This is a genomic window from Pseudomonas sp. M5 (assembly GCF_016907075.1).
In the GTDB taxonomy this organism is placed as follows: domain Bacteria; phylum Pseudomonadota; class Gammaproteobacteria; order Pseudomonadales; family Pseudomonadaceae; genus Aquipseudomonas; species Aquipseudomonas putida_E.
The window spans coordinates 3,362,136-3,378,507 of sequence record NZ_JAFBBH010000001.1; the positions used below are offsets into that span (position 1 = coordinate 3,362,136).

The following is a 16,372-nucleotide window of genomic DNA, read 5'->3' on the forward strand; positions in this document are numbered from 1 at the left end:
GGAGCCGCCAGTCCCGCGTTAGAGGACATCCCCACAGGTCGCAGGGGCCTTGATCCCTGATAACACTCAGCATTCTTGGCGGGATGAAGTGAGGGACAAGAACGGAAAGAGATTGGGCCGGTTCCTGACCAGTAGGATCCACAATGAGAAGCATGATGGGTCTCAATTTTTCCAGACTGGCTACCTGCTGCGACATAGCGTCCAGCTCGAAGCACCAGCCCAACCTCTTTACTTATGTGGCGTAACAAGATAGCGTTCGTGATAGCCATAAGCCATGATGGTTGTCGTCGGATGAAGCTTTCTCTATACAGACTGGGCTGCTATAAATGCTTTTGAGCTGGGAGTTAGACACCTATGTATGTAATAATTCCCAGCTAGGCACTTAAAGTTTGTTTATGAGCAAAGGTATATCATGTTAGATGCAAGGGACGCCGCAAGAATATTTAGCAGTAGAGAATTGAACGCATTGGCTAATGGCGACCTGTCCCTTGTGTCAAAAGTAGCAGTCAGCTTTTTCGAATCACTGCAGAATACCTTTCAAGTCAGAGACGTATTCGACGCATGCTATGAAGAACTTAGAAAAAGCTATAAACACGAATACTACATAAAAAACCTGATAGCAAAGAAAATTCTCATTGGAAAGCATTCGCTCAACACGTCAACCCTGCTAAGTGAGTTTCGAGCTGGCACAAACAAAGCCGACTGCGTAATACTCAACGGGGAAAGTACGTGCTACGAAATAAAGTCGGAATACGATGACACGTCGCGACTACCGAATCAATTAGAGTCTTATTTGAAACTGTTTGACAAAGTCAACGTTGTCACAACTAAATCTCACGCTGACAAAGTAGACAAAATCGCCCCGCTGTCAGTAGGCATATTTATTCTGAGCAAGAGAGACTCTCTAACTCAAATAAGACCCGCAATCACCTCAAGCAATCCCATTGACACAGATATGTTGATGGCTTCTCTACGAAAACCCGAGTACCTTTCTATCGTCAAGGCGCTAACGGGCGAAGCACCTAAATGTGCCAACACTAAAATCTATAATGAATGCAGAGATATCCTTCGAAGCGCTGACTCTGCGACCTTAAGACGCCTTTTTTGTAGCACATTGAAAAAAACCAGAAAAAATGACAAAGGTTACATATCAGCTTTGCCATCCAGCCTTCTTATGGCGGGCCTAGAGTACTCTATGTCATCAGCAGTAAAACTACGTCTTTTAGAAAGTATGAACACCTACATAAGTAAGGAAGCTCTATGTACTACCCGATCATCAAGGCCAAGCGACATGAATTAAAAGCGGCAAGCCAATTATCTAGCGTAATTGGCAGTAACAAATTTAGGCCTGTAATAGAACCCGTCAACCTCGGCCTCGCCCCATTGGCGAAAACAATCGACGCATTATCATCTGCCTCGATAATCCCTATCGTAGTTATAAATCCCACCCAAGGCGATTACTCCTCCAGCCCTGCGATAGACGTCTACTTTCAATTACAAAACAACAAATCATCGGCAAACAAATTTCTTCCTTGCATCAAAGTAAAGAATTCATATGATTTAGCATCTTTGCAGCTACTGGATAAGCACCCCACTGCTGCAGTGTATTTCGAAAGTAACATATCAGCTTCTTCAATCGCTAAAATTTCCGAATCCCAACTCGTACTAGCAAACCCCCAGAAGAATGAAGCAGAGATACTTTCCAAAATCAAATCCCTCGTTCTATACACAGATAGTTTTGCAAAAAAGAAAAGAAATGCAGACTATGATGATGTTTCTTTCTACTCGAACCTTCATGCCACTTATAAACAAGTTTCTAATGCTATCGGCTTTGGGGACTTCACAATAATGGGCGAGGAGTATAGCGGCAGTGGTGGACCGGCTTACGTGGTTGCAATTCACGTTTCCCACATTGAAAAAAACAACTCTAACGCTATGTACGTAAGGCATTTCTGCTCAACATCTGACAGTTTGATCACCGCTAACACTCCCGGCAAATATCTAGAAGCGTTGAAAGACCTTGTAGCATTTGACAAATCTAACCCTTGGGTTCTTGACCGAACCATCGGATTAAAAGAGTTTTACTCCTCCTATGAGCAAAGCCATTTCCCTGGGCTTGGACTCGTAAAAGAAATGTCAATAAAGCATCACATACAAACGACTTGCAACCTCTGTTGAGCGGCAGGAGACCTTAGACATGCGCTTTGACGGTGAATATCAAGAACTGCGCAACCGGTTAGCTCAATTAGATCAAGCGGGAACTTGGAAGGAGGTAAATCCTAACCAACATCAATTCAGGTCGAACAGCGGCGGCATACTGAATTGGTACCCGACCACTGGAAATATGACGTTTCAAGGCAAGCAACTGGCCTCAGAGGAACTCAGTCGCGTGGTAGGCGACCTATTGACTTCAGCTAGTCAATCACAGTCTGAACAGCAGTTAGAAGATGATGCTAAAGCAATTCAAAGCCTATCGATTGAGACCGAGTCAGAACCTTCTTATCTAGATGACTCTTACTCAGACTCCGAGTTAGTCATAGCGCTTGTAGGATCAATTGGCACGAATTTAAAAGCGGTAGCCGAAATCCTAGAAGAGCGACTCAAAGCCTTTTCTTACACCACGGAACACATAAAAATATCTTCTGATGTAATTGCAATGCTGGGCAACCCTCCAAAGCCTGGGCCGAATGAATATGATCGGATACATGGCTTCATGGAGGAAGGCAATCGTTTAAGGAAAGAATATAAAGACAACTCAATATTGGCACTAGGTGCAGCAGCAACCATCAATCAGAAGCGTAATGCAGCACCTCGAAGACGAGCATATATAATAAACTCTCTTAAAAACCCCGACGAGGTGCAACGACTAAGGAAGATCTACGCTGGTGGTTTTTTCCTCTTGGGAGTGCATGCCGACCATGAACGCCGAAGAAATTATTTGGTTAAAGATTTAAGATTAAATGACGACGACGCGTCAAGATTAATTGACAAAGACGCCAACGAACGCGAAGGGCACGGCCAACACACTCGCGACACTTATCACCTCTCCGATTTCTTTATCGACTTCGGCGCGAATCATGACTTATTGAAGATGCAAATATGGCGAGTCCTAGATTTGCTTTTTGGCAAGCCATATGTCACGCCAACTTTCGATGAATATGCAATGTTCATGGCCTTCTCAGCATCCTTACGTTCTGCTGACTTATCTCGTCAAGTTGGTGCAGTTCTGACTAGAGAGCAGTGCATTATATCTACAGGTGCTAATGATGTGCCTAAAGCTGGCGGGGGGCTATATTGGCCAGAGTTAAACGATGCACACGAAATAGTTGACCAGCCAGATGGCAGAGACTACATGCGAGGAGAGGACTCAAACGCTGTTCAGAAACGAATAATAATAGACGAGATTATCAATTCTATCCCTCCTCAACTTCGAGAAGAAATGGCCCCGTACATTCGGAATAGTCGAATAAAAGACATTACTGAATATGGTCGAGTTGTACATGCTGAGATGGAGGCTTTACTCTCAGCTAGTAGGTCTTCAATAAGCGCTTCGAATGCATCGCTATATTGCACTACTTTCCCATGCCATAACTGTGCTAAACACATTATTGCAGCTGGGGTTGCACGAGTCATTTATGTCGAACCTTACCCAAAGAGTAAGGCTCAACAATTCCACTCTGACGCTATAACGCTCGGACAGACCGGAAACGGCGTTCTATTCCAACCGTTCATCGGTGTGGGGCCACGAAAATTCTTCGATCTATTCTCTACAAATCAGGGAAGCGGCTATCCTATAATTCGCAAGACGGACGAAGGCCAGAACGTAGCATGGTCTGAATCAACAGCAAAACTGCGGATTCAGATGCTTCCATGCTCGTATATAGAACGTGAAAGCCTAGCGGCAGCGCTGTTATCCACATACCTAAAAGGAGATTCAGATGGCCGGAACTAGACAGGATTTTTTACGGCACCTTGATGAGTCACGACGGGATGTTGAGAAATGGCCATCTTGGAAGCAGGAGGCCTTGAAGGCATCCCCCGAAAAAAATGCATCCAGTAAGTCCCAACTCCAGGCCTCCCTTCCTAAACGCTAAATAGAAATCAGGGGCTTATGTTTTTTAAGCCCCCTTTCGCTCAACGCCTTTGTCTAGGGCCTTTTCGGATTGATTCAACAAAATACAGATAGAAATTACCTATATACCCAGAAAAGGGTACGTAAGGGGATACGATTTTTCCCCACAATTTAAAATCACATAAAATCAATAAGATAAGATTAATTTCGACTCCTGGTGCCGCACCATACGCAGTATCAAAAGAGGCTCACCGTAAGGTGGGCCTTTTTTATTTTCGCTGTCCAGAACAGGTCTGCCCCGCCAAGCTCAGGCAGCCTTCTGCCCCAACGTTTCCCAGCCCAAACAGGCCAACGCCAATGTACGCGGCACAGCTTCTCGACCACTGCTATATCGGCTGATGCTACGTGCGCTAACGCCCAGTGCTTCGGCAGCCTGATCGAGCGTCATCCGATGCCGCAGGCGCCAGCGGATGAAAATCCGCGTGTTTTCATCCGGCGCTGTCTGGGCAAGGGCGTCCAGCAACAAGGTGTCTGCACCGATTTGAATATCCAGCGCAGGCCATTCCACTGACCAGCCCCCGTCACCCAATACAGCACCTTGGAACGCCTCACGCTTGGCAAGAGGTGCCAAGCCTGGATACGTGGCAAGCGCGTCACTCATATCCAAGTCGAATCGCTGACCATTGGTAAAAGTCAGCTCCAGCCGTGCGCCGGGCCGTGCCTGAACAGCCCGCAGGCGGGGACGCTTCATCGATGCCATTTCATCCACTCCTTCAACAGATCGGCCTGATTGGCCGCGACCCACGCTAGGGCCTCTTGCACCACTTTGGCTGGTGCCTTGCCCTGTGTAACGACAACAGATTCAAGGCTGATCACCACGTCTACACCGCCACCAGTCAGGTGCACATGCGGCGGTAAGTGGTCCCGCTCTCTTAGCTCGATGCGGTACTTGTCACGAAATCGGTGTTTGGTAGACATGATCTGAAGATATCGCCAAATTGGCGATGCATCAAGTGATGGCTATTCTGTGAAGGTCACGCCGCTCTGCGGTGCGTCACTCCCCAGGCTAAGCCAACCTTCTGCCCTGACGTCCCCCAACAAGTCGCGATGGCTAGACGCCCTGCGAAGCTAGAGGCCAAGCGTGACGTGGCTCTCAGCCTAGTTCTGGATTGTTGGAGCGTGGTACTAACTGGGAGGGACAGGGAAGGCTTGAAGCTGCCCCGAAGACGTCAGCTCAATGCTGCAAGCACATGCTCAGGGTCATTGTGTATTGCACGAAGCAGAGCACGAGCGGGGCCTTCCGGCTCGCGGCGGCCTTGTTCCCAATTTCGTAGGGTCCCTACAGCAACATTGATGCGTTTGGCGAAGGCAGCCTGGGAGAGACCAGTTACTTGGCGGATTTTTTTGACCTGAACAGCATCAACGTGGAACTCGCGCGAAGGCTGGCGCTCACCGCGATCGATCTCATCCATCTGTGTCATGCTTTCCACTAGACGATCGAAGAGATTATTTTCCAATACTTCCACCCTTTGTTGATTACGCGAAGCTTCGCTTTCTGTTCATCTGCCCAGGTATCCACGATGCCATTGCGATAGATCGGAACCAAGCCGTATCTAGCTTACCGACATTACATAATAATTCAGTCTGTATTTTCCGCAGCCGCTCAAAGACGCAAAGCCCGCCACAATGGCGGGCATATTTATGCACTCTAGACAAGCATGCCTTGTCAGTTACTGACTGATCTCCTACAGGCCCAGGCCACCTTTGAGCCTGGCGAACATCCTGTTCAAATATTTTTCCCTAGTTATTTCATTTACTGAAACTGGTTAACACCGACAACCCTATTAGGCTTCTTGCAACACTCTAAGTGCAGCTGATGCTAAAAAACCGGAACGGCTTTTTTGCTCAGGGTGATGTTTTACATACTCGTCGATACGATTAAGCAAGTGGCCAGGCAGGGTTATATTCAACCTCTCAGCCTTGCCTAGATATTTCGTTATATCAATACCAACTACTGCCCAAGTGCAGCCTGCATACTCAGGGTTGGCCGAATGGACGGTCAACTTATTAGCGGTAGGAATCGCCGCTCCATCCTCGGCCAGTAATTCCAAGTGACCTTCGATCGCTTCTTTGGCCATCGCCATAGCATCGTCGAGATCATCACCAGCTGAGAAACAGCCCGGAATATCTGGAACGTCGATACCCCAAGCGTGTTGCTCATCGCCAGGAAAAATCACAACTGGATAAAGCACTGAGTTTCCTCCTCGGACGCTGGAATGGCCAACCACGGACCTGTCAACACTATAACCACCAAGGGATATGGTGCGAAAATTGTTGTCACCAAAAAATACATGAAGGAATCTGCGTAATTGCACCTCCAAGGCAGCTCGGTAGGTGCAAGCCTTAAACGCCCTATTCACCGCAAATGACATGTTCCACGGGTCTCCATAAATCCCTCCGCACCCACCCGCTTACAGGCTGACCTACAGGGCTGGGAATCGTGCACAAAGCCACACCCCAGCCCGTCATCAGGTAACAGTGTTTTACCAATTGCCATGGTTTTCCGCGCGCCCAGTTTCCCTATCCTTGCCCCGGTCATCCTGCCTGCGATGGACCCATGAAACACTCTCTACCCAGCCGTTACGCCTGCCTGGCCATCTGCCTGATTTTCACCTGCGCCAGCCTTCCCCTGCTTGCCACGCTCACCTGGCTCTGGCCGCTGACGGTGATCACCGCCCTGCTCAGCCTGGTTGGCCTGAACGACCTGCGCCAGAGCCATCACGCAGTACGGCGCAACTACCCGATCCTGGGCAACATCCGCTACCTGATCGAAACCATCCGCCCGGAGATCCGCCAGTACCTGATAGAAGGCGACGACGACAAGCTGCCCTTCTCCCGTTCGCAACGGTCGCTGGTCTACGCCCGGGCCAAGAACGAAAGCGCCGAGAAAGCCTTCGGCACTCTCAACGATGCCTATAAACCCGGCTTCGAATTCATCAGCCATTCGATGGTGCCGGTGGCAACCCCGGACCCTGCCTCGTTCCGTATCGCCATTGGCGGGCCGCAGTGCCGGGTGCCCTACTCGGCGTCGATCTTCAACATTTCGGCCATGAGCTTCGGCGCACTCAGCGCCAACGCCATCGCGGCGCTGAACCGCGGCGCGCGCATGGGCCGCTTTGCCCATGACACCGGTGAAGGCAGCATCAGCCCTTACCACCGTGAGCATGGCGGCGATCTGATTTGGGAAATCGGCAGTGGTTACTTCGGCTGCCGTACCGAGCAAGGCCGCTTCGACCCGCAGCGCTTCGCCGCCCAGGCCTGTGACCCGCAGGTGAAGATGATCGAGATCAAGCTCAGCCAGGGCGCCAAGCCCGGCCACGGCGGCATCCTGCCAGGGCACAAGGTCAGCGCTGAAATCGCCGCCACCCGTGGCGTGCGTGTGGGCGAGGACTGCATCTCACCGGCGGCGCACAGTGCCTTTCGCACGCCGCTGGAGCTGCTGCACTTCGTCGCTCAACTGCGTGAGCTGTCCGGTGGCAAACCCGTGGGCTTCAAGTTCTGCCTGGGCCACCCGTGGGAATTCATGGGCATCGCCAAGGCCATGCTGGCCACCGGCATCACGCCGGATTTCATCGTCGTCGACGGCAAGGAAGGCGGCACCGGCGCGGCGCCGCGCGAGTTCAGTGACAACATGGGCGTGCCCATGCGTGAAGGGCTGATGTTCGTGCACAACACCTTGGTAGGCCTGAACCTGCGCTCGAGCATCCGCATCGGTGCGGCGGGCAAGATCGTCAGCGCCTTCGATATCGCCAGCGTGCTTGCCATCGGCGCCGACTGGGTCAACTCGGCGCGCGGTTTCATGTTCGCCATCGGTTGCATCCAGTCGCAGAGCTGCCATACCAACAAGTGCCCGACCGGTGTGGCCACCCAGGACCCGTTGCGCCAGCGTGCGCTGGTGGTGCCGGACAAGGCCCAGCGGGTCGCCAGCTTCCACCGCAACACCCTCCACGCCCTGGCCGAGATGCTGGCGGCCGCCGGCCTGGAGCACCCCTCGGAGCTCAAGCCCAAGCACCTGGCACGGCGCATCAGCACCAGCGAGATAAGCCTATTTTCGGATTTGCATCAGTTCCTCAAGCCCGGCGAATTGCTCAGCGGCTCGATCGAAAGCGAGTTCTATGCGCGGATGTGGCGGATGGCGCGCAGCGACAGCTTTGCACCGGAGACGGGGGAAGTGGTTGTAACGAAAACGGCTCGCACAAAAGAAGCAGAGCCTGCTTGAAGGGCAGAATTGCCGGGCATCTGCACCGGCCTCATCGCCGGCAAGCCGGCTCCCACAGGCTGTGGAAGCCGGCTTGCCGGCGAACGGGCTGCGAGGCAGCCCTCTGCCAGATCAGTATCAGAAGATGCTGATCGGGTACTCGACGAATACGCGGACTTCGTTGCCGTCGTCGTTGTAGCCGTTTTGCTGTACAGCGTTGTTGGTGCGAAGGAACGAGCTGCGCAGCTTGATCGACAGGTCCTTGGCCGGGCCGTCCTGGACGACGTAGCGGATCTGGTTGAAGATCTCGCGCTCTTTGCCTTCGCCGAAACCTTGAGGGTTAGCGTTGTTGCGGGTGTTGATGTTGTCACCCACCACGTAGGCCAACTTGTAGGTCAGGCCCGGGATACCGTAGGCACCGAAGTCCAGGCCGTAGCCCAGCTGCCAGGAACGCTCGTCTTCGGCGTTGAAGTCGGACCAGTAGGAGTTGGCCAGGTAGATGGTCGAACCACCGTCACCCACGCCACCTTCGTTCTGGTACCAGCCGTAGTTGTAGCCGGTGCTGCCAGTGCTGCGCTGGTGCGCGAGGGTGAACGAGTGTGCACCGTAGGCGTAGGTAGCGGCCAGGCTCCAGATGGTGTTGGAGTCGCCGTTCAGGCCGGCAGCCTGGACGTACTGCTTGTCGATGTCCGACTTGTAACCGTTGAAGTCCAGGGTCAGGGACTGGTCGTTGGCGATCGGGAAGACGTAGTTCAGGCCCAGGTAGTGCTTCTTCATCACGTCTTCGTTGTCTGCGGTGTACAGCGAAGCGGTGAAGTTGTCAGTGAACTTGTAGCTGCCGCCGAAGACATTGATCGACTTCAGGCCGCCACCGTCACGACGCTCGGCGCTCTTGCGCGCTTCCTGGGTGAAGCGGCCGGCGTTCAGCTCAAGGCCCTGGATTTCCTTGGAGGTGATCAGGGTACCGGTGAAGCTTTCTGGCAGCAGTCGGCCATCATCGTACTGCAGCACTGGCAGGGACGGCATCTGGTCACCGTACTTGAGCACGGTGTTGGAGATGCGGAACTTCACAGCCGCGCCGGCACGGGCCAGGTCATGCGGGCCGCTGGCGTTGCCGTCGGCGTTCTTGGTGTTTCCTGGCTTGAAGAAGTCAACGCCAGCGCCACCATTGTGGCCCTTGCCGCCGTCCAGGCGTACGGCATACAGGCCGAACGCGTCAACGCCCACGCCCACGGTGCCTTGGGTGAAGCCGGAGGAGAAGTTGGCGATTGCCGCCTGGCCCCATTCGATCTGGTCATCGGTACCGTGTTTCTTGTCACGGTTGATGTAAGCGTTACGCAGAAGAACGTTTGCGTGGCTGTCTTCGATGAAGCCCTTGCTCTCGGCCTGCTCGTTGGCCTGGGCCTGGGTCGCGGCGATCATCGCCAAAGCGACCAGGCTGATCCTGGTTTTCAACATCTTGTTTTCCTTATTTCGTAATCAAAAACGCTCTGCAATATGACGCCAGGAACCAACGCCCCTTCGTAGGTTCGACGCTATGCGGATCCGAACTGAAAGGCCCGCCGATGGTCGTGTGGCGGGCCTTGTGCAGCAGCATGGCCAGGTCATGGCCAGCAGGCGTTGGCCGAATCCTAGCCGCGTGCGATTACAAATGTCAAAAACTCGTGAAATGCAGGTCGATATAACCAAAATAATGCGATCGAACAGGGCATTTCCTTGCATGTTCGCGCTATCAGCGGGCAATTTATCTTGGGTCAGGTAAGTCGCTTTGTCGCGTAGGGCAATTCTGGGATTAAGTGTTACAGGGCCGGCCTTGGCCCCCACAAATGAAAACGCCACCGCAAGTGCGGTGGCGTTTCTCAAGGGTGGTGCGGGCTCCTGCCCTGTTCAGTGCCACACGCCCAGCAGCGCTTCCAGCTCCGCATCGCTGATCAGGCCCTGCGGGTAGCGGCCATCCAGCAAACGTCGTGGGTCGGTCGTCCTGACCCGATTGCTTCCATGGTGTTTCAACCAATGTGCCAAGGTTTTCAGCGCTTGGTGATTTACTGCCGATGGGCGCAAAGCCGTCTCACTTGCTGTGTTCATGTCTACACGTACTCCTTACCCCGTGAGCGGCTAATCTACGTCTTGATTGTTACAGAACGGAGTGACCGTACTGCTGAGTTAACTCCCTGAAAACAATACAAAACATATGCCATTTCGACATGCCGGACGTCGCGGCCCAAAAAAACCCGTCAGGCGACGGGCTTTTTCTGCAGCGTTGCTTCAGCGCTTGACCGGCGCCGGTTGCTGCTGAGTCAGGCAGTGGATGTTGCCACCGCCCAGCAGCAGCTCACGCCCGGGGATCATCACCACTTCGTGGTCCGGGAAGACCTTGGCCAGAATGGCTCTGGCCTGGGCATCTGCCGGGTCATTGAAGCTTGGCGCGATGATGCCGCCGTTGACGATCAGGAAGTTCACGTAGGACCCGGCCAGGCGTACAGACGGGTCTCGCTCCTGGCTACCGACCACCTGATCGACGCCGGCGCACTCTTCTTCAGTGGCGAACAGCGGGCCAGGAATGGGCATCTTGTGCACCACAAACTCGCGGCCTTTGGCATCACGGCTGTTTTTCAGCACGTCATAGGCGGCATGGCAGCGCGCATAGTTGGGGTCGTTGGAATCATCGGTCCAGGCCAGTAACACTTCGCCTGGGCTGACGTAACAGCAGAAGTTGTCGACGTGGCCGTCGGTTTCGTCGTTGTACAGGCCATCGGGCAGCCAGACGATGGTCTCCACCGCCAGGTGCTCACGCAGGATCTCTTCGATCTGCTCACGGTTCAGGTGCGGGTTGCGGTTGCGGTTGAGCAGGCACTCTTCGGTAGTGATCAGGGTGCCCTCACCGTCCACATGGATCGAGCCGCCCTCAAGCACGAAGCCTTCGGTCTGGTAGCGCTGGCAACGCTCCATCTCCAGCACCTTGGCTGCCAGCTCCTCGTCGCGGTTCCACGGCGCGTACAGGCCGCCGTCGAAGCCGCCCCAGGCGTTGAAGCCCCAATCCACACCGCGCACTTCGCCCGAATCGTTGATGACGAAGGTCGGGCCGGTATCACGTACCCAGGCGTCGTCGTTGCTGATTTCCACCACACGGATGTTGGGCAGGTCGAGCTGACGACGGGCGTTTTCGTACTGGCCGGCAGAAACAGCCACGGTAACCGGCTCGAAGCGGGCGATGGCCTTGGCCAGGGTGACGTGGGCAGCCTGGGCGGGCTTGCCTCCCAGGCGCCAGTTGTCCGAACGCTCAGGCCAGACCATCCACACCTGGCTTTGCGGCGCCCATTCGGCGGGCATGTGGAAACCGTCGGCGCGGGGGGTGGAGTTGAGGGTTTTCATGGGTAACCTCTGCAAAGGCCCTAGGCCGATGGTCAATTTGGATGCCGATTTTATAACCGATATATATCGGCATTAAAAGGATGAAAACGCTGAGCGGCTGATAAAAATGCCGCTCAGGCCGATAACAATCGACATGAGCGGCATCGCTGATGCTTACAACCCTTCGGACAGGATGCGGTCCACACTGTTCACAAAGTAGTCCACGCTGGCGCGCGTGGTGCACATCGGCGGCTTGATCTTGAGGATGTTCAGGTAGTCGCCGGTCGGCTGCATGAAGATCCCCAAGTCACGCAGGCGGTCGCACAGCACCATGGTTTCCTCAGTGGCCGGCTCCAGCGTCTGGCGGTCACGCACCAGTTCCAGCCCCAGATAGAAACCCGAACCATGCGTGGCACCGGCAAGCGGATGTTTATCGACCAACGCTTGCAGGCGCGCTTTGAAATACCGCCCGGTTTCGCGGGTGTTCTGCCACAACCCCTCCTCGTCCATCACGTCCAGCACCGCCATGCCGATACGGCAACTCACCGGGCTGCCGCCAGCCGAGGAGAAGAAGTAGCCCTGCGCCTCCAGCGCCTCGGCAATCTCGCGCCGGGTAATCACCGCCCCCAGTGGCTGGCCGTTGCCCATACCCTTGGCCATGGTGATGATGTCGGGCACCACACCCTGCTCCTCGAAGCCCCAGAAGTACTCACCCAGGCGGCCATAGCCCACCTGCACTTCATCGGCGATGCACACACCGCCGCGGGCACGGACCTTGGCATACGCCTCTTTCAGGTAACCCGCAGGCAGCGAGATACCACCGGCGTTGCCGTAAACCGGCTCGCAGATCATGCCGGCCAGCTGACGGCCACGGGCATCGAGGTCGGCAAGCTTGGCATCGACGTCACGCAGGTAGTCGCCGGCACTGTCTGCGCCACGGTAGCGGCCACGGAAGGTATTCGGCGCCTCGACGGGGTGCACCCAGTCGGGCCGGGTTTCCAGGGCTTGCGGGTTGTCGGCAATGGACGTGGAAATGGCATCGGTCGCCACCGACCAGCCATGGTAGGCCTCCAGCACGCTGAGCAGGTCGCGCCCGCCGCTGTAGGCCCAGGCCAGGCGAATGGCCAGGTCGTTGGCCTCGGTACCACTGTTGACCAAGAACACTCGGTCAAAGCCCGCCGGCGCCAACTTGAGCAGGCGTTCAGAAAACTCGGCAATGGCCGCGTAATGGAAGCGCGAGTTGGTATTGAGCAACGACCACTGCCGTGCCGACTCGGCCACCATGCGAGGGTGACCATGGCCGAGTACCGCGACGTTGTTGAGCATGTCGAGGTAAGAGCGGCCTTGCATGTCGATCAGGTAGTTGCGCCAGCCGCGTTCGATGTGCGGTGGCTGTGCATAGTAGTGCTTCTGCGAGCGGGCAAAGCTGGCGTCGCGGCGGGCCAGCAATGCCTGGGGGTCGGCCAGCGGCTCGGCATCGCAGTCGAAACCCAGCAAAGCTGCAGGCGAGGGGCACAGCGCCAGCCAGGCGGCAGCCTGGGAAGGTGCAGCGAACAGCGGAGGCTGGATGCTGGCGTCCAGGCACAGCTGCACACTGAGAAAACCACAGCTGCTGCCCAGCGCCTGCCCCTTGGCCACGGCCTGCCCGTCTGCGGGGGTGTCTTCCAGGCCACTGAGCCACAAGCCCCACTGTGCCGTGCGCAAGCAGCCACGGCCATCGCCGTGGCGCTGCCAGGTCCCGGCTTGCGGGGCCTGTACCGCACTGCCGTTGGGCACGTGCAGTTCGACGCCCAGGGCGCAGGTGGCCGGCTCGTCAGGGCGGTCGATATGGGTTTGCGACAGGCGATACTGGCCATGCAGGCTGCAAGCAGGCGCGGGCTGCGCCGTCAGCTGACGCTGATCGAAGCCGGGCTGCTCCCAGTTACCGGCCTCGCAGTGGGGGCTGAGCACGCCCAGGTCGACGCGCGTTACCGCCTCACGGGCAAGGTCCGGCAGCAACAGGGCGCAATCGGCGAGGTCCGGTCGGCTCGGTTCGATGCCGGCGGCCTGCACAATGGCCGCTTCCATCAGGGCAAAAGGCACGGCGGTAGCGGTATCGAAGATCTCCCACTCATGGGCGATGTTGTCACGGATGTACTGGTTGCCCGGGTCCACGGCCAGTTGTTGCTCACTGCTGAGCACCAGCACCGCAGCGCGGTTGAGCACAAGCGGCCACAGGGCGCGCAACTCGGTTTCGCTCAGCGGGTTGAGGGCCTGGTAAGCGCGCACGGCCGGCAGGATGCGCAGCGGGTCGCCTTCGGCATGGTGCAGCAAGGCCGCGCAGGTCACCGACAAGTCGGCGATGCGCCAGGTACGCACCAGGTCACCGAAATCGATGATGCCCTGCAGTTGCCACTGGCGCTGCTCATCGCGGGCCCAGACGGCATTGTCATCGGTGATGTCCAGGTGCACGGCCTGGCTCGGCAAGGCGTCCACCAGCGGTGCCAGGTGTGCGGCGGCCAGGCCAGTGGCCTGCTCCAGGCGGGTGCGCTGCCCGGCATCCTGCAGCACTGGCAACAAATGCTCGATCAGCGCCTGGGCGTGTTGCGGGTCCCATTGCAGGGTGCGCACCAGGCCTGGGTGGTCGAAATCGGCCAAGGCTTTGTCGACCCGGGCGCACAGCGCGCCCAGTTCGGCCATCAGGCGAGGCTGCATGTGCTTGAGGCGGGTCAGCGGCTGCCCTTCTATATAATCGAGCAGGCGGGCGCGCAGCGGTTGGCCATCGATGTCCAGTGCCAACAACGACTGGCCGTCGCGTGCCGGGCGTACGGCAGGTACCGGCAACCCTTGCCCGCGCAGGTAAGCCAGCGCCGCATGCTGCGCCTCCAGTTCCATCTGGGCATAATTGCCATGGCAAACCTTGAGCACAAACCGCTCCTGCCCCGTATCCAGACGCAAGTTCAGGTCTTGCTGGCTGCCCAGCGTAGTCAGGCTGCCGGCCAGGTCGTAATGCGCCTGAAGCAAGGCATGCGCCTGGGCTTCGCTGAGCGAAGGGCTTGGCAGGCTGGAACGCTGGATCAGGGTGCTGAGGGGCATGAAGATGGAACCTCTTTTACTTTTCGCTTATCTCGCCACTGCCAAGGCCGATACACAAGTGGCAATGATGAAATGATGATCGTGCGTTCACGCTCGGTCATGATGGCAATCCGGGCTGCAAAGCGCCAAGGCGGCTACATTGAACGAGGCCGGTACGGTCCACCCCTGAGTACACTGGTCAGAAAATTGCCATGAACATAATCGCAACAGACATACCCGACGTACTGATCATCGAGCCCAAGCTCTTCGGTGACAGCCGCGGCTTTTTCTTCGAAAGCTTCAATGCCCGCGAGTTTGCGCGGCTGACGGGCTTTGACGCCCATTTCGTCCAGGACAACCACTCCCGCTCACAGCGCGGCGTGCTCCGCGGCCTGCACTACCAGATCGATAACCCCCAGGGGAAACTGGTGCGGGTTGTCCAGGGCGAAGTGCTGGATGTGGCCGTGGACATCCGCCGCAGCTCACCGACGTTCGGCCGCTGGGTGGCCACCCGCCTGTGCGCCGAAGACCACCGCCAGTTCTGGATCCCGCCAGGGTTCGCCCATGGTTTCCTGGTGTTGAGCGAATCGGCTGACTTCCTGTACAAGACCACCGACTACTACAACCCCGCCGCCGAGCGCTGCATCCGCTGGGATGATCCACAGCTGGCCATCGACTGGGGCGTGGAAGCACCGCAGCTGTCGGCCAAGGACCAGGCCGGCGCGCTGCTGGCTGACGCGGACCTGTTCCCATGAGGGTGCTCGTGTGTGGCCACAATGGCCAGGTCGCCCAAGCGCTGAAAACACAGCTGGCCGGCCTGGGCGAGATACACCTGCTGGGCCGCGACCAACTGGACCTGGCACAGCCCGAGGCCTTGCGTGAACCGCTGCGCCAGCTTGCCCCCGGGCTGATCATCAATGCTGCCGCCTACACCGCAGTGGACCAGGCCGAAACCGAGCCGGACACCGCCTTTGCGATCAATGCCCAAGCCCCTGGCGTGCTTGCCGAAGAAGCGCTGCGCCTTGGCGCACCGCTGATTCACTACTCCACCGACTACGTGTTCGACGGGGAAAAGGCCACGCCATACAGCGAACAGGACGTACCCAACCCGCTCGGTGTCTACGGGCGCAGCAAGCTTGCCGGTGAGCAGGCCATCGCTGCCGTGGGCGGCGCACACCTGATTCTGCGTACCAGCTGGGTGTACTCGCTGCACGGGCGCAACTTCCTGCTGACCATGCAACGCCTGCTACAGGAAAAACCGCAACTGCGGGTGGTCGACGACCAGATCGGCGCGCCAACCTGGGCCACGACCATCGCCCTCAGCACCCGCGCGCTGATCGAGCGCTGGCAGGCCGGCAGGGCCGGTGCCTGGGGCACCTATCACCTGGCCGCCCAAGGCCAGACCTCGTGGTTCGGCTTTGCCCAGGCCATCGGCGAGCAGCTCAAGGCCCGTGGCCTGCCCTGCGCCGAGCTGCTGCCGATCCCCTCCAGCGAATACCCCACGCCCGCGCGCCGGCCGGCCAACTCGCGCCTGGACTGCTCACGCCTGGCCCGCGAGTGGGGCGTAACGCTACCGCACTGGCAGCAGGCGCTGATCGACTGCCTCAAGTAGCGCATAATTGCGCCAGACCCTTCTG

The 16,372-nt window shown here is 56.8% G+C and carries 13 protein-coding genes; 5 read left to right on the plus strand and 8 right to left on the minus strand.

The window, feature by feature from the left end:
- Nucleotides 1–1,260 precede the first annotated feature (1,260 nt).
- Both JOE27_RS15400 and JOE27_RS15405 read left to right on the plus strand, forming a co-directional pair.
- Nucleotides 1,261–2,178: a sce7725 family protein gene (locus JOE27_RS15400; protein ID WP_204919152.1), complete on the plus strand. Its 918-nt coding sequence runs from the start codon at nt 1,261–1,263 to the stop codon at nt 2,176–2,178.
- Between the two features lie 19 nt (nt 2,179–2,197).
- Nucleotides 2,198–3,952 (plus strand): anti-phage dCTP deaminase, encoded by a 1,755-nt coding sequence (locus JOE27_RS15405; RefSeq protein WP_204919154.1) that lies wholly within the window; start codon nt 2,198–2,200, stop codon nt 3,950–3,952.
- Between the two features lie 427 nt (nt 3,953–4,379).
- Here the strand turns inward: JOE27_RS15405 and JOE27_RS15410 are convergent, their stop codons facing one another.
- The 4 genes from JOE27_RS15410 to JOE27_RS15425 form a co-directional block, all read right to left on the minus strand.
- Nucleotides 4,380–4,832 carry a DUF2442 domain-containing protein gene (locus tag JOE27_RS15410; RefSeq protein WP_204919156.1) on the minus strand — a complete coding sequence of 151 codons (453 nt, stop codon included), beginning with the start codon at nt 4,830–4,832 and terminating at the stop codon, nt 4,380–4,382.
- Nucleotides 4,820–5,050, minus strand: coding sequence for a DUF4160 domain-containing protein (locus tag JOE27_RS15415; RefSeq protein ID WP_204919159.1), 231 nt, complete (start codon nt 5,048–5,050; stop codon nt 4,820–4,822). The genes JOE27_RS15410 and JOE27_RS15415 overlap by 13 nt, the downstream gene beginning before the upstream one ends.
- A 251-nt stretch (nt 5,051–5,301) precedes the next feature.
- Nucleotides 5,302–5,589: a helix-turn-helix domain-containing protein gene (locus JOE27_RS15420; protein WP_204919161.1), complete on the minus strand. Its 288-nt coding sequence runs from the start codon at nt 5,587–5,589 to the stop codon at nt 5,302–5,304.
- A 327-nt stretch (nt 5,590–5,916) separates the two neighbouring features.
- On the minus strand, nt 5,917–6,324 hold the full coding sequence (locus tag JOE27_RS15425) for a type II toxin-antitoxin system HicB family antitoxin (protein WP_204920639.1): 408 nt from the start codon (nt 6,322–6,324) through the stop codon (nt 5,917–5,919).
- A gap of 365 nt (nt 6,325–6,689) precedes the next feature.
- Here JOE27_RS15425 and JOE27_RS15430 point away from each other — a divergent pair, with 365 nt between their 5' ends.
- Entirely contained in the window at nt 6,690–8,351 is a 1,662-nt protein-coding gene (locus JOE27_RS15430) for an FMN-binding glutamate synthase family protein (RefSeq protein ID WP_177010679.1), read from the plus strand.
- Between the two features lie 117 nt (nt 8,352–8,468).
- Here JOE27_RS15430 and JOE27_RS15435 read toward each other — a convergent pair whose 3' ends face one another.
- The 4 genes from JOE27_RS15435 to JOE27_RS15450 all read right to left on the minus strand — a co-directional run bounded on the left by JOE27_RS15435 (nt 8,469) and on the right by JOE27_RS15450 (nt 14,756).
- Nucleotides 8,469–9,788: an OprD family porin gene (locus JOE27_RS15435; protein ID WP_012316697.1), complete on the minus strand. Its 1,320-nt coding sequence runs from the start codon at nt 9,786–9,788 to the stop codon at nt 8,469–8,471.
- A gap of 429 nt (nt 9,789–10,217) precedes the next feature.
- Nucleotides 10,218–10,415: a hypothetical protein gene (locus JOE27_RS15440; protein ID WP_012316698.1), complete on the minus strand. Its 198-nt coding sequence runs from the start codon at nt 10,413–10,415 to the stop codon at nt 10,218–10,220.
- A gap of 180 nt (nt 10,416–10,595) precedes the next feature.
- Nucleotides 10,596–11,702, minus strand: coding sequence for an agmatine deiminase (gene aguA, locus JOE27_RS15445; RefSeq protein ID WP_115273114.1), 1,107 nt, complete (start codon nt 11,700–11,702; stop codon nt 10,596–10,598).
- Nucleotides 11,703–11,855: 153 nt separating this feature from the next.
- On the minus strand, nt 11,856–14,756 hold the full coding sequence (locus JOE27_RS15450) for an aminotransferase (protein WP_204919163.1): 2,901 nt from the start codon (nt 14,754–14,756) through the stop codon (nt 11,856–11,858).
- Between the two features lie 191 nt (nt 14,757–14,947).
- Here JOE27_RS15450 and rfbC point away from each other — a divergent pair, with 191 nt between their 5' ends.
- Nucleotides 14,948–15,490, plus strand: a complete 543-nt coding sequence (rfbC, locus tag JOE27_RS15455) for a dTDP-4-dehydrorhamnose 3,5-epimerase (protein ID WP_115273116.1) — start codon at nt 14,948–14,950, stop codon at nt 15,488–15,490.
- Complete coding sequence (rfbD, locus tag JOE27_RS15460; RefSeq protein ID WP_204919165.1) at nt 15,487–16,347, plus strand: dTDP-4-dehydrorhamnose reductase; 861 nt, start codon at nt 15,487–15,489, stop codon at nt 16,345–16,347. The genes rfbC and rfbD overlap by 4 nt, the downstream gene beginning before the upstream one ends.
- Nucleotides 16,348–16,372 lie beyond the last annotated feature (25 nt).